22 protein-coding genes and 1 pseudogene are annotated in these 19,057 nt (G+C 71.0%); 13 read left to right on the plus strand and 10 right to left on the minus strand.

Features of this window, described 5'->3' with window-relative positions:
* Positions 1–362 (minus strand): annotated as a pseudogene (locus CA984_RS19325) (helicase); the annotation flags it as partial.
* Positions 363–688: 326 nt separating this feature from the next.
* Here CA984_RS19325 and CA984_RS19330 point away from each other — a divergent pair.
* Together CA984_RS19330 and CA984_RS19335 are read left to right on the plus strand one after the other, a co-directional pair.
* Positions 689–1,108 (plus strand): YciI family protein, encoded by a 420-nt coding sequence (locus tag CA984_RS19330; RefSeq protein ID WP_086574341.1) that lies wholly within the window; start codon positions 689–691, stop codon positions 1,106–1,108.
* Positions 1,105–2,412, plus strand: a complete 1,308-nt coding sequence (locus tag CA984_RS19335) for an RNA polymerase sigma factor (protein ID WP_423229316.1) — start codon at positions 1,105–1,107, stop codon at positions 2,410–2,412. Before CA984_RS19330 ends, CA984_RS19335 begins: the two co-directional genes overlap by 4 nt.
* 67 nt (positions 2,413–2,479) lie before the next feature.
* Here CA984_RS19335 and CA984_RS19340 read toward each other — a convergent pair whose 3' ends face one another.
* The 3 genes from CA984_RS19340 to CA984_RS48720 all read right to left on the minus strand — a co-directional run bounded on the left by CA984_RS19340 (position 2,480) and on the right by CA984_RS48720 (position 3,474).
* Positions 2,480–2,620, minus strand: a complete 141-nt coding sequence (locus CA984_RS19340) for a hypothetical protein (protein ID WP_207620937.1) — start codon at positions 2,618–2,620, stop codon at positions 2,480–2,482.
* Between the two features lie 234 nt (positions 2,621–2,854).
* Positions 2,855–3,058 carry a DUF4158 domain-containing protein gene (locus tag CA984_RS48715; RefSeq protein ID WP_165781326.1) on the minus strand — a complete coding sequence of 68 codons (204 nt, stop codon included), beginning with the start codon at positions 3,056–3,058 and terminating at the stop codon, positions 2,855–2,857.
* Positions 3,055–3,474 carry a DUF4158 domain-containing protein gene (locus CA984_RS48720; protein WP_086574347.1) on the minus strand — a complete coding sequence of 140 codons (420 nt, stop codon included), beginning with the start codon at positions 3,472–3,474 and terminating at the stop codon, positions 3,055–3,057. The genes CA984_RS48715 and CA984_RS48720 overlap by 4 nt, the downstream gene beginning before the upstream one ends.
* A 191-nt stretch (positions 3,475–3,665) precedes the next feature.
* On the opposite strand from CA984_RS48720, the gene CA984_RS19355 reads away from it, so the two are divergent.
* Positions 3,666–4,277 carry a GNAT family N-acetyltransferase gene (locus CA984_RS19355; RefSeq protein ID WP_086574350.1) on the plus strand — a complete coding sequence of 204 codons (612 nt, stop codon included), beginning with the start codon at positions 3,666–3,668 and terminating at the stop codon, positions 4,275–4,277.
* A 422-nt stretch (positions 4,278–4,699) separates the two neighbouring features.
* On the opposite strand, the gene CA984_RS19360 is transcribed toward CA984_RS19355, so the two are convergent.
* Entirely contained in the window at positions 4,700–5,764 is a 1,065-nt protein-coding gene (locus CA984_RS19360) for a DUF418 domain-containing protein (RefSeq protein WP_086574352.1), read from the minus strand.
* Positions 5,765–5,877: 113 nt separating this feature from the next.
* Here CA984_RS19360 and CA984_RS19365 point away from each other — a divergent pair, with 113 nt between their 5' ends.
* Both CA984_RS19365 and CA984_RS19370 read left to right on the plus strand, forming a co-directional pair.
* A complete protein-coding gene (locus tag CA984_RS19365; RefSeq protein ID WP_086574355.1) occupies positions 5,878–6,987 on the plus strand; it encodes a sensor histidine kinase in 1,110 nt (369 codons plus the stop codon).
* A 28-nt stretch (positions 6,988–7,015) separates the two neighbouring features.
* Entirely contained in the window at positions 7,016–7,663 is a 648-nt protein-coding gene (locus CA984_RS19370; protein ID WP_086574358.1) for a response regulator, read from the plus strand.
* A gap of 99 nt (positions 7,664–7,762) precedes the next feature.
* Here CA984_RS19370 and CA984_RS19375 read toward each other — a convergent pair whose 3' ends face one another.
* Complete coding sequence (locus CA984_RS19375; RefSeq protein WP_086574360.1) at positions 7,763–8,701, minus strand: GlxA family transcriptional regulator; 939 nt, start codon at positions 8,699–8,701, stop codon at positions 7,763–7,765.
* Positions 8,702–8,787: 86 nt separating this feature from the next.
* Here CA984_RS19375 and CA984_RS19380 point away from each other — a divergent pair, with 86 nt between their 5' ends.
* From CA984_RS19380 to CA984_RS19410, 6 genes are all read left to right on the plus strand, one after another.
* Positions 8,788–10,011: an MFS transporter gene (locus tag CA984_RS19380; protein WP_086574362.1), complete on the plus strand. Its 1,224-nt coding sequence runs from the start codon at positions 8,788–8,790 to the stop codon at positions 10,009–10,011.
* Between the two features lie 106 nt (positions 10,012–10,117).
* Positions 10,118–10,654 (plus strand): P-loop nucleotide/nucleoside kinase family protein, encoded by a 537-nt coding sequence (locus CA984_RS19385; protein WP_086574365.1) that lies wholly within the window; start codon positions 10,118–10,120, stop codon positions 10,652–10,654.
* Between the two features lie 20 nt (positions 10,655–10,674).
* Positions 10,675–11,277 carry a beta-ketoacyl synthase N-terminal-like domain-containing protein gene (locus tag CA984_RS19390; RefSeq protein ID WP_278249038.1) on the plus strand — a complete coding sequence of 201 codons (603 nt, stop codon included), beginning with the start codon at positions 10,675–10,677 and terminating at the stop codon, positions 11,275–11,277.
* 205 nt (positions 11,278–11,482) lie between these two features.
* Positions 11,483–11,947, plus strand: coding sequence for a MarR family winged helix-turn-helix transcriptional regulator (locus tag CA984_RS19395; RefSeq protein ID WP_086574368.1), 465 nt, complete (start codon positions 11,483–11,485; stop codon positions 11,945–11,947).
* Between the two features lie 353 nt (positions 11,948–12,300).
* Positions 12,301–12,858, plus strand: a complete 558-nt coding sequence (locus CA984_RS19405) for a cytochrome b family protein (RefSeq protein ID WP_086574372.1) — start codon at positions 12,301–12,303, stop codon at positions 12,856–12,858.
* A 6-nt stretch (positions 12,859–12,864) separates the two neighbouring features.
* The gene (locus CA984_RS19410; RefSeq protein ID WP_207620938.1) at positions 12,865–13,140 is read left to right on the plus strand and encodes a TetR family transcriptional regulator C-terminal domain-containing protein; all 276 of its coding nucleotides are present in this window, start codon (positions 12,865–12,867) and stop codon (positions 13,138–13,140) included.
* A gap of 35 nt (positions 13,141–13,175) precedes the next feature.
* Here CA984_RS19410 and CA984_RS19415 read toward each other — a convergent pair whose 3' ends face one another.
* The 4 genes from CA984_RS19415 to CA984_RS19430 all read right to left on the minus strand — a co-directional run bounded on the left by CA984_RS19415 (position 13,176) and on the right by CA984_RS19430 (position 16,358).
* Positions 13,176–13,790, minus strand: a complete 615-nt coding sequence (locus CA984_RS19415) for a DUF4865 family protein (protein ID WP_086574374.1) — start codon at positions 13,788–13,790, stop codon at positions 13,176–13,178.
* A gap of 36 nt (positions 13,791–13,826) precedes the next feature.
* Complete coding sequence (locus CA984_RS19420; RefSeq protein ID WP_086574376.1) at positions 13,827–14,243, minus strand: (R)-mandelonitrile lyase; 417 nt, start codon at positions 14,241–14,243, stop codon at positions 13,827–13,829.
* An 18-nt stretch (positions 14,244–14,261) separates the two neighbouring features.
* On the minus strand, positions 14,262–14,837 hold the full coding sequence (locus tag CA984_RS19425; RefSeq protein ID WP_086574378.1) for a TetR/AcrR family transcriptional regulator: 576 nt from the start codon (positions 14,835–14,837) through the stop codon (positions 14,262–14,264).
* A 156-nt stretch (positions 14,838–14,993) separates the two neighbouring features.
* Complete coding sequence (locus tag CA984_RS19430) at positions 14,994–16,358, minus strand: aminotransferase-like domain-containing protein (RefSeq protein WP_086574380.1); 1,365 nt, start codon at positions 16,356–16,358, stop codon at positions 14,994–14,996.
* A gap of 46 nt (positions 16,359–16,404) precedes the next feature.
* Between CA984_RS19430 and CA984_RS19435 the strand changes: the two genes are divergently transcribed.
* Complete coding sequence (locus CA984_RS19435) at positions 16,405–17,652, plus strand: aminotransferase class V-fold PLP-dependent enzyme (RefSeq protein WP_086574382.1); 1,248 nt, start codon at positions 16,405–16,407, stop codon at positions 17,650–17,652.
* Positions 17,639–18,949 (plus strand): MFS transporter, encoded by a 1,311-nt coding sequence (locus tag CA984_RS19440; RefSeq protein ID WP_086574384.1) that lies wholly within the window; start codon positions 17,639–17,641, stop codon positions 18,947–18,949. The genes CA984_RS19435 and CA984_RS19440 overlap by 14 nt, the downstream gene beginning before the upstream one ends.
* The last annotated feature ends 108 nt before the right edge of the window (positions 18,950–19,057 follow it).

The raw sequence follows: 19,057 nt of genomic DNA on the forward strand, positions 1-19,057 counted from the left end.
GTGTAGAAGGGGCGGGCGGCCGGGGCCCGCCAGTCGGTGAGGATGATGTCGTGGCCGGCGTCGCGCATGCCGATCCGGCCGATGTAGCAGGTCTCGCCGTCGCGGTCGTCGATCCTGCCGAAGCACAGGCCGTGTTCCACCCCCGACAGCCGGGCCAGGTGGCGGGCGTGCTCGTCCGCGGAGACCTCCCGCTCGACCCTGGCCTGGCGGGTTCCGCCGGGCTCGCCGCTCGCGTAGATCCGGCCGAGCGAGGCGCGGACCTGCTCCCTGAGGGTGTCGAGGCGGTCGTAGAGCCTGGTGAGGCGGGACTGTTCGGCTCTCAGTGCTGCGGCACGGGCGGACGCGTGTTGACGGGACTCCATTTGTTTGGTAGACTCCTGTCTAATGGGTTATTACTAACCTTAGAGGTGATTGAGCATAGCGCTCTCATCTCGCCGTGTCGGCGTCCCGGTGACATCCGGCCGAAATTTCCGCTAAGCGATGAGGCATCGGTCAGCGCGGTCCGTCCCGGGCGGTCCAGTCATGCTCGGGGTGCCCGGGGTCTTGGCCGGAAATCCAACGGACCCACTCGGGCGGGCGCCCGGATGCAAAATGGTCTGCGTTCGTCTGTCGTGTCGATCCGCGGCCGCCCCGTTCGACCTTGGAGTGAGAAGGTCGAGTGGCGACCCCGACGACGAGGAGTTCGAAGATGGCGAAGTACATGCTGATCATGCGGGGCACGGACGAATCCGTCGCGAAGATGATGGAGACGCCCTTCGAGCAGATGCTCGAGACGATGGGCCGTTTCAACGACGAGCTGATCCGGGCCGGGGTGCTCGTCGCCGCCGAGGGCCTGGAGGACGCGGCCCAGGGGGTGGTGGTCGACTTCAGCGGTGAGGCGCCGGTGGTCACCGACGGCCCGTATGGCGAGACGAAGGAGCTGTTCGGCGGCTTCTACGTGCTCGATGTGGCTTCGAAGGAGGAGGCGGTCGAGTGGGCCAAGCGACTGCCCGCGGTCACCGGCACGAAGTGTGAGATCCGCCGGGTGCCGGGCATCGAGGAGTTCCCGCAGGACAACGAGTGGATCGTCAGGGAGCGGGCGTGGCGCGAGCGGACCGGCCAGCTTTGACGCCCGCGGCCACCGGCGGCCCGCTGAGCACCGAGTCGGCGCGGCGGGCCGTCGAGGCCGTCTGGCGGATCGAGTCCGCGCGGATCGTCGGTGCGCTGGCCCGCTACACCGGGGACTTCGAGCTCGCCGAGGACGTCGCGCAGGAGGCGGTGGCGGAGGCGCTGGTCACCTGGTCGCGCGAGGGTGCGCCGGCGAACCCGATGGGTTGGCTGCTGGCGACCGCGCGGCGGCGCGCCATCGACTCCTTCCGCCGCCGGTCGGCGCTCGACGAGCGGTACGCCGTGCTCGCCGGCCGGCTGGCCGAGGGGGAGACGAGCTCGGGCGCGACGACCCCGCGAGACCGGCCGGACGACCTGCCGTGGGATCCCGACCGGGTCGACGACGACGTTCTCGCGCTGATGTTCGTGGCCTGCCATCCGGTGCTCTCGCCCGAGGCTCGCGTGGCCCTGACGCTGCGCGCGGTCGGCGGCCTGTCGAGCGAGGAGATCGCCCGGGCGTTCCTCGTGCCCGTGCCGACCCTCCAGGCTCGGATCACGCGCGGCAAGAAGACGATCGCCGCGGCGCGAGTGCCGTTCGAGCTGCCACCGCCCGAGGAACGGCGCCAGCGGCTCGGCGGTGTCCTGAGCGTGCTGTATGTGATCTTCACGGAGGGTTCGACGGCAACGGCCGGTGACCGCCTGCTGCGCACCGATCTCGCCTACGAGGCGATCCGGCTGGCCAGGACGCTGGCCGCGTTGCTGCCCGATGAGCCGGAGGTGTACGGACTGCTCGCCCTGTTCGAGCTCACGGCCGCGCGCTTTCCCGCACGCACCGGGCCCGACGGCGAAGCGGTGCTCCTGGAGGATCAGGACCGGCGCCTGTGGGACCGGTCGGCGATCCGCCGCGGCCTGGCCGCGATCGGCCGGGCCTCGGCCGTCGGACGCGGCCTGGGACCGTACGGCCTGCAGGCGGCGATCGCCGCCTGCCACGCGTCGGCGTCCTCGGTGCCGGAGACCGACTGGGAGCGTGTCGTGCTGCTGTATGAGGTGCTCGGCCGGGTGGCTCCCTCACCCGTCGTCGAGCTCAACCGGGCCGTCGCCGTCGCGATGGCGAACGGGCCGCAGCAGGCGCTGTCCGTCGTGGACGAGCTGGTCGCCGCAGGCGGGCTGTCGGGGTCGTACCTGCTGCCCAGCGTGCGCGGCGAGCTGCTCGCCCGGCTCGGCCGGACCGCCGAGGCCCGGGCCGAACTGGAGCTCGCCGCCCGGCTGTGCCGTAACGTCCGCGAGCGGTCGGTGCTGCTGCGCAAGGCGGCCGCGCTGGCGTGATGTCCGGCCGCCCCCCGCGTGGTCGGCGTGTCCCGGCGCCTGCGCGACCGCGGGAAAAGCGATCACCTCACCGGGAGCCGAGGAACGCAGGCGTCCGGTCGGGCAGCAGCGCGGCGCCCCCGGCATCGTAGGAGGGCGGCGAGCTGCCGGCGAACAGGTGCTGGTCGCCGGGGTAGAGGTACGGCTCGCCGTCGGCTGCCTTCTCCACCGGCGCCCGTGCGGCGTCGGCGTCGCCCTCGTCGGCCCTCTGCTCCCGAACATGTCCCCAACCGCCAGGTAGCGGAATGAGAAATCACGATTGCGGATCGTGATCGTTTCGGAGCGGTGAATGCGGCTGGTTGGGTGGGGTTTCTGCTTGATCGTGTTCGTGTCGGAGACGATCGGGTGGAGGGCGGGTCAGGCGGCCACGCTGCTGGCCACCGTGCGGCATCTGGAAACCTCCTCAGTCCACGACGCCCTGGACGTGCTGGACCTGCTGTTCACCTCGAAACAACCGCTTGGTCGTGTCATCGCGGACCCGCGCGACCAGCCGCGCCAGCACCGTCACCCCCGGCAGCAGCACCTTGCGCTCCCGCAGCCACCCCACCCCGTCAGTGAAGATCGCCTTCGGGCCGTCGCCCGACGTCCACGACCGCGCCGCACTCACGCGGTGAACTCCCCGCCGACGTCGGTGAAGTCCTTCCACCCATACGCCCGCCGGATATCACGCTGATGATCGAACGGCGTCTCCCGCCGCTCGGCGTACCGCTTCACCTGCGAGGCGTCCTCGACACCCAGCTGCTCGGCCACGAACTCCAGCACCGCACCCGGCACACCCAGAGGATCTTCCATGAACGTCCCCAGCCGGCGCACCGTCACCAGCTGAAGGGCGAACCCCAGCCTCATGTGCACGCCGCGCCGCTGCCCGACCAGCGCCCGATCCTCATCATCGAGGAAGAACACCCGCTCCAGATCAGCCTGCGCCGGCGGCCCCGCGAACCGCCCGTAAGCAGCCGCCTCATCATCCGCCAAGAACTCCACCGGCATAACCCGCAAAGTAGGACCAACCAACAGGCCGACCACTCGGAGCGATCAAACCGCTACAAGACCCCCGCCCACTCGACGCCACCCGCATCTGATTGGCGGCTCGCCGTAGATATAGGAGTTCCGGGCCCGAACTGGTGCCGGGTGACATCGAACATGGCGCGTTGCCATCGAAGGTTGGTGACCAGTAGGTTCGCGCCACCAAGGTTTGAGGGGGAGGGATTGCTGAAGTGCTCACACTGGCGGCGGTCGCCGAAGACCCGCTTGTACTGACGCGTCGCCTGAACCTGAAGGACGGTTCGGACGTCGTCTTCCGACCGCTCATGCACACTGACGCGGAGCGTCTTGCGGCCTTCCTGGAGGGGCTGTCGGCCGAATCGAGGCGACTGAGTACCTTCGACGGGTACGACCTCGAGGCTGCCCGGAAGCTGTGTGACGCGATCGCGCGCTACGACAAGCTCAGGCTGGTGCTTGAGGACGTGCTGTCCGGCAGGATCGTCGGACTTGTCGAATTCAGTCTCGATCTCCACCCGGCGGACATCGCCCGCTACCAGGAGGCCGGCATCCACCTGACGGCGACGGACTGCCGCTTCGGGCCCACTCTGTCCGACGACTACCAGGGGAGGGGGGTGGGAACGCAGATCTTCCCGCTCATCGCGGACGTCGCTCGGCATTTCGGCAGGACGAGAATCATCCTGTTCGGCGGCGTTCTCGTCGACAACCCACGCGCCGTTCGCTACTACAAGAAGCACGGCTTCCAGCTCGTCGGCTCCTTCACCGGGAGTGACGGCGCACAGTCGTTCGACATGATCCTGGACCTGCATCCGCTTTCAGGCCAGTGACGCCTTCGTCCAAGCTTCGGTGGCACACGCTTAACCTTCGCCAACGCGGGACATCTGGGTTGGGCATGTGGGGGTTATGCGAAGCAGCTGACTCGGGAATGCATGTCCTACGCCGATCGCGCAGCGCGGACCGAATGGGCGTCCTTCTCCCGAAGCTGTCCCCAGCCCCAAAGTGGATCGATCGGTGCAGGTCACGGGGTCTGTGCCGAGTGTCGCGGAGACCAGGTTTCGGCGCCGGATGGCGGCGCCGAGCATGCGGCCGAATTGGCGCGGAGAACAAGCGCGATGCGCTGACCTGCGGCTATGCCGTTCCAAGGACCGAACAGACCAGTGGCTCTGTCCGGTCAACGCTACCTGGCGGCTCGGAACATGCTCGGGAGCGGAGGGCCTCGTCGGTGATCTCCTCGACAGCCCGGGAGCGGTCAGGAGGTGCGGCGCAGGGACGGACGCTGCGCCCAGGTGGCCCAGCGCCAGAGCCATTCCAGGGGCCCTTGACGGTAGCGGCGCAGCCAGAGCGTGGACACCAGCCACTGGGGGACGAGGATGGCCCCGGCGATGAGGAGCACCGTCGTCTGGGACCAGCCGTCCGGCGAGCCGCCGATGAGGCGTGCGGCCACCAGGACGAGGACCGTGGCGGACAGGTAGTTGGTCAGCGCCATCCGGCCCAGTGGCGCGAAGGCCCCCTGGAGCACCGGCCGGAGCGGCGTTCTCAGCAGGAGCAGCAGGGCGCACACGTACGCGCCTGCGGTCAGCAACCCGGCGAGGGCGAACCAGGAGGTGAAATCGTCGGTGCCGGCGGCCCCGGACCGGATCTGCAGCCACGTGGCGGGCACCGCCCCCGCCGCGAAGACCAGGCCCAGCACGGCCGGCACGCGGGCGGAACGCCCGATCCGGTCGATCACGCCGTACCGGGTCAGCGCCGAGCCCAGCAGGAACAGCCCCGGCACCACCGACACGCCGTTGCCGCCGAGGATCAGCGGCGTCGCGACGAGGCAGGCGGCGAGCCCCGCCACGGCCCGGCGCGGCAGCCAGGTCGAGGGAAGCAGCACCAGCAGGCCGACGACGGCGTAGACGGTCAGGATGTCGCCCCGCCACAGCAGGAACATGTGAGCCAGGCCCATCGCCAGCAGCACCAGGATCCGGCGCAGCAGGAGCACCCGCGGGCGGGGGACACGGCGCCGCGCGGAGTCCAGCAGCAGCGAGAAGCCGATGCCGAACAACAGGGAGAAGATCGGGAAGAAGCGCTGGTCGACGAATAACCCCAGCCCCAGCCAGGCGTCGTCCTGACCCGCCACCACCACAGGCTGGGTGGCTTCTCCGGTGTGGACCATGTGAGCGATCGGCTTGACGTTGGCCAGCAGGATTCCGCACAGGGCGAACCCGCGCAGCACATCGAGCGCGGCGATACGCGGCCTGCCGGAGGCGGTCGTAGCGGGCTGCCCCGATCCCGTAGGTGCCGGCGTCGGGGGGAGCGTTTCATGTGGCATGGGGCCTCATCCTGCAAACCGGGGCCGGCTGCCCACATCGACACAAAGCAGGGAACGTAACAGTACTTTCGGCCGGTACAGGCCGGCGGAACCCTTGTCCTAGCCTGGGTGCCGTGGTTTTTCCCGATCGGCTCGAGGCGGCGGTCGACGCCGGGCTCGGCGTGGTGTTCGCGGCGGCCGTCGCCTTCCAGGCATACCAGGTCGCCGGCAGCTGGGGCGAGGGCTACTGGCTGTTCGGCGCGGCCGTCGGCGCGTCGGTGTGCGTGCTCGCCCTGGTGCGCCGCCGCAACCGGTTCTGGACCGCGGTCGCGGGCGCGGCCGTGGCGGCGCTCGCCGTGCTCGCCGCCCGCCTCGTTCACCTGCCCGCCGAACCCGGCCCCGCCACGTCCCTGGCTCTGGCGGTGCTCGTCGGCTCCGCGGTCAGGACACTGCCCGCCCGTACGGCCCGCGCCGTCGCCGTCGCGGGGCTGGCCGTGATGACGGGCGGGCTCCTGGCCAGCCCCCGCTCGGCCGTACCGGTGCTGGGCGGCCTGCTCTGGCTCGCCGCCCTGGCCGGCGGGCTCGGCCTGCGGCTGCTGGCCGCCCGCCGCCACGCCGCCGCCGAGCGGGTACGGCGTGCCGAACGCCTGGAGCTGGCCAGGGAGCTGCACGACGTCGTCGCCCACCACATCACCAGCATCGTGCTCCAGGCCCAGGCCGCCCGGCTCCTCACCGCCAAGCACCCGGACAGCACAGCCGGCTCCCTGGCCGGCATCGAGACCGCGGGTTCCGAGGCCCTAGCCGCCACCCGCCGCGTGGTCGGCCTCATGCGCGACACCGGTGCCGGTCCGGCGGGCCGCGAACGGCTCGCCGAGCTGATCGAGGGCTTCGAAAGCCACGGCCGGCGGGCGCGCCTGCACCTGGCCGCCGAGCCGGACAGCTGGCCGCCCGAGGTGCGCGGCACCGTGTACCGCGTCGTGCGCGAGTCGCTGACCAACGTCTCCCGGCACGCCCGGCAGGCCCGCGCGGTCACCATCGACGTCACCCAGGACGAGGAGGCCGTCACGGTCGTGGTCGAGGACGACGCCCCGCAGGCGCCCTTGCGCCGTCACCGCCGCGCCGGATACGGCCTCGTCGGCATGCGCGAACGCCTCGACGCCCTCGGCGGCACCCTCAGCGCCGGCCCCCGCCCCGGCTCCGGCTGGTCGGTGCGTGCCACCATCCCCACCGGCGAGCGCCGATGACGCCGCCCGTGCCCGTGCGGGAGCGGCGGTGACCATCCGGGTGCTGCTGGCCGACGACCAGGCGATGATCCGGGCCAGCCTGCGGATCATCCTCGAGGACCAGCCCGACATCACCGTGGTCGCCGAGGCGTGCGACGGAGTCGAGGCCATCGAGCAGGCCCGCGAGACACACCCGGACGTGTGCCTGGTGGACGTCCAGATGCCCCGCCTCGACGGGATCGAAGTCGCCCGCGCGCTGGCCGACGCGCCGCCCCGGGTGGTCATGGTCACCACGTTCGACCTGGACGAGTACGTCTACGGCGCGTTGCGCGGCGGCGCGGTCGGGTTCGTGCTGAAGGACGCGGGTCCGAGCCTGCTGGTCGAGGCCGTGCGGGCCGCCCACGCAGGGGACGCGCTCATCTCGCCGTCGATCACGTTGCGGTTGCTGCGCCACCTCGCCGACCGCGGCGCCCGGGGCGGGGGCCGCCCGCCCGCGCAGCCCCTGACCGCGCGGGAGATCGAGATCGTGCAGGCGGTCGCCAGGGGCCGCACCAACCAGGAGATCGCCGACGAGCTGTTCCTCTCGCTGAGCACGGTCAAGGGATACGTGTCGGGCATCCTGGTCAAGCTGGGCGTACGCAGCCGGGTCGAGATCGCGGCCTGGGCCTGGGAGAGCCGGATGATGGGCGCCGGATGACGTCCGGCGGCCCGGCGGACGGTGGAGGGCGGCGGTCGGCCTCGGTTCAGGGGCCGCCCGCCCGTTGACGCCGGCACCGGCGGGAGCGGGGGCCGGCGGTCAGCGGAAGGAGCGGCGGTAGGCGGCCGGGGTGGTGTGGAGGGCCTTGTGGAAGCGGCGGCGGAGGTTGACCGCCGAGGACAGGCCCACGCGCTGGGCGATGGTCTCCACGGGCAGGTCGGTCTCCTCCAGGAGGGCTCGGGTGCTGGCGATGCGCCGGTCGAGGAGCCAGCGGCCCGGGGAGACGCCGAGCTGGTCGGTGAAGTGGCGGCTCAGGGTGCGGGGGGAGAGGCCGGTGTGGACGGCCATGTCCTCGATGGTCAGCGGGCGGTCGAGATTGGCGGTGATCCAGTCGAGCAGCGGGGCCAGGGAGTCGGGGATGGGGCCCGTCGTCGGCAGCTGGGGGTACTGGCGCTGGCAGCCCTCGCGGTGCGGGGCAGCCGACAGCTGGCGGCCGATCCGCATCGCCAGCGCGGCGCCGTGCTCCCTGCGGACCTGGTTGAGGCACAGGTCGACGGTGGTCGCGGACGCCCCCGCGGTCGCCACGTCGCCGTGGTCGACGTACAGGACGCCGGCGTCGGTCCGGACCCGGGGATACCGCCGGGCCAGGTCGGCGGTCAGCTCCCAGTGGATGGCGGCGGTGCGGCCGTCGAGCAGGCCGAGCGACGCCGGTACGTAGACCCCGCCGCAGATCGCCATGATCCGGGCGCCCCGGGCGTGGGCGGCGAGAACCCCCTCGGCGAGCCCCGACACGAGGTCCGGGCGCAGGCACCAGCCGGCGAGCAGGATGGTGTCGGCGTCCTCAAGGGCCTCCAGGCCCCGCTCGACGATGATGTCGACGCCCACCGTGGTCCGCACCGGCCCCGGCTTCTCGGTGCACAGCGCGAAGTCGTAGTGCTGGGGGATGTCGGGCCCGTGGTAGCCGAAGACCGCCGAGGCGCAGGTCACCGGGTACATCTCCTGGATCGTGCCGACCACGGCGACCACACGATGTCTCATGGCACGAATGTACCTAATGATGTCATTACGGACGCCTGTGATCGGCGTGACGGATGTTCAGAATGGGCTTTCATGGAGTTCGTCGAATGACCGCGATTCTGGACGGCGACCGGCTGCCCGCCGCCCGTGAGAGCCTCTGGACCAAGGATTTCTCGCTCTACTTCGGCGCCCGCTCGGTGTCGCTGCTCGGTGACGCGATGATACAGGTGGCCGCCGCGCTGGCCGTCGGGGCCGTCTACGGCGTTTCCGGCGTGGGGTACGTTCTGGCCACCTGGACCTTCCCGTTCGTGATCTTCGTCCTGTTCGGCGGGGTCTTCGCCGACCGGATCGGCGCCCGCGCCATGATGGTCGGCGCGGACGTCGTCAGGGTCTTCACCCAGGGCACGGTGGCGGTGGCGTTCCTCACCGGCACCCCGCCGCTGTGGCTGCTGCTGAGCTGCTCCTTCCTCGCCGGAACGGCCGCCGCGATGTTCCAGCCCGGCGTCAACGGCATGGTGCCGCTGGTGGCGCGGGACCCGCAGCGCGCCAACGCCACCCTAAAGATCGCCGACGCGGCCGCACAGCTCGCCGGGCCCGCGCTCGCCGGGGTGATCATGGCCGTGAGCGGCGCGGGCATGGTCTACTCCCTCAACGCCGCCGCCTTCGCCCTCAGCGGCCTTTGCCTCGCGCTGCTGCGGCCGACCCCCTCCGCCGCGCGCGGGGAACGCTCGACGGTCCTGCTCGACCTGCGGCGCGGCTGGACGGAGTTCCGCTCCCGCACCTGGATGTGGTCGGTGATCGTCGTGTGGATGTTCTTCGGGCTGCTGGTCTTCGGTCCCTACATCCCCCTCAGCTCCCGGCTGATCGGCGAGCGCCTGGGAGAGGCCGCCTACGGCTGGGTGATGGCGGGGCTCGGCGCCGGCACGGTCGTGGGCGGCTTGATCGCGATCCGCTTCCGCCCGGCCCGGCCGCTCGCGGCGGGCGCCGCCGCGATGACCGGGTTCGCGCTCATCCCGCTGTCGGTGGCGCTGGAGCTGCCCCTGCCGCTGCTGATGGCCGGGCACCTGGCCGGAGGCATGGCATGGGCGTTCTGGTCGGTGATGTGGTCGACGAGCGTGCAGACCCAGGTGGCCCCCGACGTCCTCAACCGGGTGACCGCCTACGAGATCGCGGGCTCGGTCTGCGGATCGGCCGTCGGCCAGGCCCTGGTCGGGCCGGTCAGCGCGGTGGTGGACCCCATCGACCTGTTGTTCGTCTCGGCGGGGGTCAGCGCCGCGGTGTGCGCGGCGCTGCTTCTCACCCGGCCGATCCGCGCCCTGCGCCGGATCTGATCAAGGAAGGTGACGCCGCGCACGAGACGGACCCGAGCAGCACGACGAATCCGCTGACGGACGCCGAGAGCTGCCCCGATCACGCCTCCACGGGTAGGCTGACGCCATGATCATCTGGTTGAACGGGACCTTCGGCGCGGGCAAGACGACCACCGCCGGAGAACTCGTAAAGATCATTCCAGAGACGCGGATCTTCGACTCCGAACACGTGGGCTTCATGCTGCGCCACATCCAGGGGCTGCCGGAGGTCAGGAACTTCCAGCAGTGGCCTCCGTGGCGCGGGCTGGTCGTGCAGACCGCTTCCCATCTGCTCGACTATCTCGGCGGAGTGCTCGTCATCCCGCAGACGGTCCTCATCGAGGAGTACTGGGCGGAGATCCGCCTCGGCCTGGAGAAAAGCGGCATCCCCGTCCACCACTTCACGCTCCACACCGACCAGGCCACCCTTACCCGCCGGATCGAGACGGACGCCGTCGAAACCGGAGCTCGGCAGTGGCGGCTGGACCATCTTGCCGATTACCGCCGGGCCCTGCCCTGGTTGAGCCGCGAGGCGGAGGTCGTCGACACGACCGAGATCCCGCCGGCTCGGGTCGCTCGGATCGTCGCGGCCAGCGCGGGAGTGAGAACCGCGCAGGCCGGGTAGCCGCGAAGGTCACCCCTCACCTGGCCGGCCCTCATGTCCGGCCGAGACCGTCCGGCTCCCGGCCTTTCGACGCCGGGCGCGACGGCTTCGTCCTCGGCGAGGGGGCCGCCGTGGTGGTCCTGGAACGCGAAGGGTTCGCCGCGGCCCGCGGAGCCCGGGCGCACGCCACGCTGGCCGGCGCGGCCACCACCTCCGACGCCCACCACATCACCGGCGCCGACGCGGGCGGGCAGGTGCGCGCGATGCGGCTGGCCCTGGCCTCGGCCGGGCTGCAGGCCCTCGACGTCGGGCACGTGAACGCCCACGCCACCTCGACCCCGACCGGCGACCTGACCGAGACCCGTTCGATCATCGAGGCGCTGGGGACACATCCCGCGCTCACCGCCACCAAGTCGATGACCGGCCACCTGTGCGGGGCCGCCGGGGCGGTGGGCGCGATCGCCGCGATCCTCGCCCTCCGCGACGGGGTGATCCCCGCCACCCGCAACCTGCAGGAGCTGGATCCTCGGGTCAAGCTCGACATCGTCACCGGGCGGCCGCGCCACGGCCGGTGGGCGGCGGCGATGACCAACTCCTTCGGCTTCGGCGGCCACAACGCCCCTCTGGCCTTCACCGCCCCCTGAGCCGATCCACGGGCGCCGGCCGACCCCGGCGATCTCGCGCGGATGCCGCCGGCGTGCCGCGCCGCCGCGCGAGGGGCGGGCGCGCCGGCCGCCCGGCACCCGCACGGAAAATATACTTGCACGCGCGTTTTATTTCGAAACATTGGTAGGCTGGGTCGCGAGGACTGCCCGCCTGGACGGGGGAGGACACGAGAAGGAGGCGGCCGTGGCAATCGGAGACGACGCGGTGCAGATCCGCACACAGGGCTGGCGGACGCTGGCCGCGCTGCACGGGCTGATCGACGCCGCGATGGAGAGGGCGTTGCAGGCCGGCCACGAGCTGTCGGTGGTCGAATACACCGTCCTGGACGCGCTGTCACGCCAGGACGGCTGGCACATGCGGATGCAGCAGCTGGCCCGTGCCGCGGCCCTGTCCGGCAGCGCCACCACCCGGCTGGTCAACCGGCTCGAAGACCGCGGGCTGCTGACCCGCATCCTGTGCCAGGACGACCGGCGCGGCATCTACACCGAGCTCACCGAGCAAGGGTGGGCGCTGCTGACGCAGGCCCGGCCGACCCACGACGAGGTCCTGGCCAGGGCGCTGGGCGAGGCGGAGCGGACCCCGGAGCTCGCGCCGCTGGTCGAGGCCCTGAACAACCTGCCCGCCGCCTCCGATCCGCTGACCGTCTGAGGGCGACGGGGCGAGAAACGGGTCGTCTCCCGCCCCGGGGGAGCCGCGTAAGACCGGAAGAGCCGCGAAGAAGCGCAGGGCCCCCGGTCAGGAGACCGGGATCAGGTCGGGGCCGACGATGTGCCCCTGGTGGTCGTCGGGAGCGTTCTGGTCATACCCGGTACCAGCCGACGGCCAGTTCGGTGTCGCCGTCGACCCCGCGCAGCCGCGGGTGCGGACCGAGTGGGAACCGGACGAGCTGATCAACGCCTGGACGCCGGTAGAGGGCGGCTGGACCTGGCGGGCCACCGCCTGTACGGCTTCCGTATGGGCCGTGAGATCGTCGCGTTCTGATCCGTGGTGGAATAAGCCGAATGAGGTTGTACAAGACGCTGATGAGCGAGATGCTCGTCTACTGTTTCGTGGTCGTCCTGCTCACCGGCGCCTTCCTCGCATTCTTCTACACGCCGAGCGACCGGGTGATCTATGACGGCTCCTACGAGCCGCTGCGCGGAGTCGAGATGAGCGCCGCTTACGCCGCGGAGCTGCCGACCAGGTTCGAGGTGCGTGGTGGTCTGCTCATGCAGCAGTTGCACCGGTGGTCGTCGCTGCTCTTCCTGGTGGGAACCGTCCTGCGCGCAGTGCCCACCCGTGCGTTCCGCCAGTCGTCGCCCTGGCTCGCACTGCTGGGGCTGGGCGTGCTCACCATGGTCGCCGGCCATGCGCTGGCCGGCGACCTGACTGTCGGGGAAACCCTGGGGGATGCGCCGATCCCCTGGTGGTACGGCATGCATCTGCTGTCGGCACTCGTGACGGCAGCCACCCTGGTGATCGCCTGGCGACAGACAGCAACCCGGTGGCCCAAGAGGGGCTACTTCGTGATGGCCTGCCTCGGCCTCACGCTGGCGAGCGTCGTTTCCCCGTTCATCTGAAACCGTATGCCCTCGGTGGCCTGCGGCAGGCACTGCAGATCGCCGCCTGCTCCCGTCCTGCGCGGCAGGTGTCCGGCCGGCGCGCGGCCGGGCGCCGAACGGCTGCCGCGCGCGTTCGGCGCGTGGTTCGACTACATGGCCGACGACCGCAGAGGCTGCTTCCTCACCTCGGTCGCCACCGAGTTCGACGACCGCCCCGGCCCGGTCAGGGACGCCGTCATCGCCGCCCTGTCCCGATGGTCGGCCTACGTCCTGGACGAGCTCGGCGCCGCCCTCGAATGATCATTGAACAATGCACCGGCGTGGGAGGCGGGGGCCTACCAGGCCTGCCCTTCCGGCAGGCCGGCCAAGCCTGGCGCGGACAAGTGCAGCACCTCGTAGCGCTCGGTGGCCGCCTCGTCCGGTGCGACAGCGTTCTTCCACAGGACGAACCGCATCAACTGCCAGTGATGGGGGTCGACGGCCAGCGCGACGGTGTGCACGTCTTCGCGACGGGCGAGCAGGCGAAGCTCCTCTGTCTCCCGTTCGATCAGCTCGGCAAGCCCCAGGCCGGTGCCGCCGGGATCGGATTCGGCGGGGATCGGGGTGAGGCGGCGTGAGGCCGCCTGGGGGGACGCCGTGCGAGCCGGCCCCGCGTGACAGGCCAGACCGGTCCAGTGGCGTACGGCCGGGCGCCCGAAGTCACGCACGATGTTGTGGAACCCACCGCCGCCGACGAGGAAGCGGGCCATCTCCCCGGTGTCGTTCCACAGATAGAAGGGGGCGTACTGGTTGACCGGCGAGCCGTCGCCGCCGCGCTCGCGGATGGCATACGCCTTCAGGCCCAGCCCGGCGCGGTCGTCGAGGACGTGGCCGCCGGCAGCCACCCGTCTGCGGATGATGCGCATGTCGTAGTCGGCGGGCAGAGTGATCTCGTACTGCTTGGCGTACATGGAAGGTGCAGCCTTTCCCGATGGCCGGCCGGACGGTCACAGGACCGGCGGATGGGCGAGGTATTCGGTGTCGGTCACCGCGGCGCCGCGTTCGGCTTCGGTGCCGTCCTCGGCGATCTCCTCGATGGCCAGATGGGTCATGGAGGTAGTGGGAGCGGCACCGTGCCAGTGCCATTCGTCCGGGGCGATACGCACCCTGTCGCCGACGCGGATGGCTTCCACCGTGCTGCCACGGCGCTGGACGAGTCCGGCTCCCTGGGTGACGTGCAGCACTTGGCCCAGGGGGTGGCGGTGCCAGACGGTGCGGGCGCCGGGCGCGAAGTGAACGCTGTCGACCCGGATGCGCGAAGGGCTTTCAGGGGCGGCGATCTCCTCGACCCATGCGGCGCCGGTGACCCACTCGGACGGGGCGGTGGCGGTGGCGGTGGACGGTGGCGTGCGGGATATGCGCATGGAAGGGCAAGGCTCCCTCTACTTGGGGGCGGTTGAGGTGTGCGCGGCCAGCAGGCCCAGCACACCCGTGATCGCCTGGTCGAACGGGGCCGGGGAATCGGCGGCCCGGGCCAGCACGTAGCCGCCCTGCAGAACCGCGACGACCGTAGCCGCGGTGGCCTGCGGATCCAGCGCGGCATCCAGTTCGCCGCGCTCGCGCCCCTCGGCCAGGATCTCGGCGAGACGGTCGCGCAGCCAGGCAAGGGTCTCCTCGACCGGCGCCCGCAGCATCGGATCGGCCATGACGTCCGGATCCTGGGTGAGGCGGCCGATCGGGCAGCCCTTGAGGACCTCCCGTTCGCGACGCAGATACGCGGTGATCCGCTCGGTGGCGTCACCGGAAGCGGAGAACTGCTCCTCGGCCTTGGCCCGCATCTCCTGGGCGGTGCGGTTGATCGCAGCGAGCGCCAGATCCGGCTTGCCGGCGAAGTGGTGGTACATGCTGCCCTGGCCGACTCCGGCCCGCTGCTGGATGGCCTTGGGGCTGGTGCCGATGTAGCCGCGTTCCCACAACAGGTCCCGAGTGCTTTCGACGAGGCGTTCGGCGGTACTCATGCAATCACTATACATACTAGTAGGTACAGGCGGTGTGGACGGCTCCGCCCGGGGGTGTCGGCAAGGCCGGCCCCACCAGCCGCCATCTGTGCGTTCTTGCAGGTCAGTGGAGTGCTAGGAGGTCCGCGGGTGGTGGGTGCGGTTCTGGCGCTTCGATCAGCGCGTGCCGGCGGCGTGCTCGTGAGCGGAAGCGAGTCGGTGTGCGGCTTCGATCAACTCGGTGCGATCGGCGGTGGCGGCGAAGCCGAGGCGTAGGTAGGCGGCCGGGAGCTCGGTGGCGAAGTAGCGGTTGCCGGCGCTGACGGCGACGCCGTGCTGACGGGCCGTGTCGGCGATCACGGTGTCGTCGGTGCCGTAGGGCAGGCGGACCCACAGGTGCAGTCCGCCCGCGGGGATACGGGTGAGGGTCCAGTGGGGGAGTTCGTGCGTGACGGCGGACGCCAGCGCTGCGCACCGCTCCCGCAGGGCTGCGGCCAGGATGCGGACATGCCGTTCCCAGGTGGGAGAGCTGAGGAGTTCGAGCGCGGTCTCCTGGAGCGGGCGGGTGACGAAGAAGTCGTCGACCAGACGGGTGGCGCGCAGGCGTTCCATCACCGGGCCTCGGGCCACCAGGGCGCCGATGCGCAGGCTCGGCGCCGCCGGTTTGGTGAGCGAGGTCAGGTAGACCACGGTGCCGTCACGATCGTCGGCGAGCAGGGGTGGCGGCACCGGCGTGCCGTGGCCCAGGTGCCGCGCGAAGTCGTCCTCGATCACGAATGCGCCCGCCGCCCTGGCCACCTCGATGATCTGCCGGCGGCGCTGCGGGGCCAGCACGGTGCCGGTGGGGTTGTGATAAGCCGGCTGGCAGTACAGCAGGCGTGCGCGGGTCATGGCGAAGGCGTCGGCCAGCAGGTCGGGTTGCAGGCCGTCGGCATCCATCGGTACCGGTACCGGGCGCAGGCCGGCTGCCCTGGCGGCGGCGATGGCTCCCGGGTAGGTGGGCGACTCCATCAGGATGGGGTCGCCGGGTGCGGCGATGGCGCGCAAGGCCATGGACAGGGCGCTCTGCCCGCCGGCCGTGACCAGGATGTCGTCCGCGCTCACGCCGCCGCCGGCCATGGTGGCGAACACGCTGCGCAGGGCCGCCAGGCCGGTGGCGGGGGCGCGGTCCCAGGCGTCGGGGCGGCGTGCGGCGCGGGCCAGCGCCGCGGTCAGGATCTGGGTGGGCTGGAGCGATCGATGCAGGTAGCCGCCGTCCAGCATGATCGTGCCCTCGGGTGGCGTGCCGACGGGGCCGGTGAGGATCCGGGTGTCCACGCTCCGGTCGGCGAGGGTGACGCTCTGCCAGGCGGTGTCGGCCACTTCGGCGCGCCGCTGGGCGCGTGCCGCGACGTACGTACCGCTGCCCGGACGGGTGACCACCAGGCCCTCGGCGGCGAGCGTGGCGATCGCCTGTGACACCGTTGCGGGGCCGACCTGGTAGCGCCGGATCAGCTCGCGGCTGCTGGGCAGACGGTCGCCCGGTGACAGCCGGTCGATCATCACACGCATCCTGGTCGCCAACTCCCCAGAACTGCTACTGTCCGACATGAGAATCGATAATAGCGCTTCCAGAACTTCGCCAGAATCGCTTCTGGACGTTGCCGCCCTGCGCGCGGACACCCCCGGCGCCGGCGACGTCGTGCACTTCAACAACGCCGGTTGCGGCCTGCTGGCCGCGCCCGTGCTGGCCGCGATGATCGACCACCTGCGGCTGGAGGCGAGTATCGGCGGCTACGAGGCCTCGGCCGCCCGCGCCGAGCAGGTCCGCGAGTTCTACGCCGAGACCGCTGCCCTGATCAACTGCACTCCCGAGAACATCGCCTTCGCCGGCAGCGCCACCCACGCGTTCTCCACCGCCCTGTCGGCGATACCGTTCGAGGCCGGTGACGTCATCCTCACCACCCGCAACGACTTCATCTCCAACCAGATCGCCTTCCTGTCGCTGAGCAAGAGGTTCGGCGTGAAGGTCGTACACGCGCCCGACCTGCCCGAGGGCGGGGTGGACGTGGCGGCGATGGCCACCCTGATGCGCCAGCACCGGCCCCGGCTGGTGGCCGCCACCCACATCCCCACCAACTCCGGCCTGGTCCAGCCGGTCGCCGACATCGGCCGCCTCTGCCGCGAACTGGATCTGCTGTACCTGGTCGACGCCTGCCAGTCGGTCGGCCAGTACCCGATCGACGTCGCGGAGATCGGCTGCGACCTGCTCACCGCCACCTGCCGCAAGTTCCTGCGCGGCCCCCGCGGCTCTGGCTTCCTGTACGTGTCCGACCGCGTCCTGAGCGCCGGCTACGAGCCGCTGTTCATCGACATGTACGGCGCGCGCTGGGTCGAGCCGGGCCGCTACCAGCCCGTCGAGACGGCAGCCAGGTTCGAGGACTGGGAGTTCCCCTACGCCATCGTCCTCGGCTGCGCCGCCGCAGCACGCTACGCCCGCCAGGTCGGCATGGACGCCATCGCCCGCCGTACCCCCGCCCTGGCCGCCGGCCTGCGCGACAGGCTCGCCGGCCTGCCGGGAGTCCGCGTGCTCGACCACGGCCGGCAACTGGGCGCCCTGGTCACCTTCGCCATCGACGGCTGGCAGCCGGAGGCGTTCAAGGCCGCCATGGACGCACGCCGTATCAACTCGGCGCTCAGCTTCCGCCACTTCGCGCAGTTCGACTTCGGCGACAAGGACGTCGACTGGTGCCTGCGCCTGTCGCCGCACTACTACAACACCGAACAGGAGGTGGACCAGGTCGTCGCGGCGGTCGCCGACCTCAGCGTCGCGGGCGGTAGCCGTGACGACCGCTGAAGCCCTCACCGAGCCGGGTGCCGCCTCCGCGCGGGAAGGACTGTGGCGCAACAGCGACTTCCTGAAGTTCTGGCTCGGTGAAACCCTGTCGCTGCTCGGCACCCAGGTCACCAACCTCGCGCTGCCGCTGACCGCGATCTACGCCTTCCACGCCACCGACGAGCAGGTCGGTCTCCTGCGGTTCCTGCAGCTCGCGCCCTACCTTGGGCTCGCGCTGCTGTTCGGGGTCTGGGTCGACCGGGTCAGGCGGCGGCCCGTCATGGTGTGGGCCAACCTCACCCGGATGCTCCTGCTCGCCTTGATTCCGGTCCTGGCCTGGCTGGATATCCTCAGCATGGCACCGCTGCTGGTCATCGCCTGCGTCATCGGCGTCGCGTCGGTGCTGTCCGACGTGAGCTGGATGTCTTTCGTACCCACCCTCGTGAAGGACCCCAAACACTACGTCGAGGCCGGCGCCAAGATGGGCATCAGCTCGTCGGCGGCCGACGTGGCCGGTCCAGGGCTCGCCGGTGCCCTGATCAGTGCGCTGACGGCGCCGGTGGCGTTGGTCGTCGACGCCTTCTCCTACCTGGTGTCTCTGGCGTCCCTGCTGCTGATCCGCACGCGCGAGCCACGCCCGGAACCGCCTGCGGCCAACAGACGCCTGCTGACCGAACTGCGCGAAGGTCTGCGCTGGGTGTTCGGCAACCCGATCCTGCGGGCGCTGGCCCTCGCCGGGTTCTGCTGCAACTTCTCCATGGTCACCGTCTGGACCATGTTCCTGCTGTACGGCACGCGTGACCTGCAGCTGGACTCCACGACCCTGGGCGGCGTCTTCGCGACGGCCTCCGTGGGCGGCTTGATCGGCGCGGTGATCTCCCGGAAGATCATCGCCCGATTCCCGCTCGGGCCGGTCTATCTCGTGGCTCAGACGGCCCTCCTGCTGGGCCCGACACTGATCGTCGTGGCCGGCGGCCCGAGGCCGGTGATGGTGGGGATGTTCGTCCTGTCCTTCTTTGCCACCTACCTGGGCCTCGGCGTCGCCAATGTCATCATCGTCAGCCTGCGCCAGACCAGCACCCCGCAGGCGATGATGGGCCGCATGACCGCGGTCTTCCGCACCTTGCTCTTCGGCGGCGGCGCACTCGGCGGTCTGTCCGCCGGCCTTCTCACGGGTGCGGTCGGCGCCGAGGGCGCGCTCACCACGGCGGCCATCGGCTCGGCCGCCGTAGTGATCGGGCTCGTCATCTCCCCGGTGAGCCGCCTCCGCACCCTGCCACTGGCGCCGCCGGAATCCGCCGCTGCCGGAAACGGCTGAGCAGAACCTGTCGTCGAGAACAGGTTGTAAGTGGCGGCTCCAGGGCCGGGGGGTGACGAGGTCGATTGTTCTGCACAAGCAGTGATCCCACGGCTGCGGCAACGGTGG

Source organism: Streptosporangium minutum (genome assembly GCF_002149035.1).
Taxonomy (GTDB): Bacteria; Actinomycetota; Actinomycetes; order Streptosporangiales; family Streptosporangiaceae; genus Streptosporangium; species Streptosporangium minutum.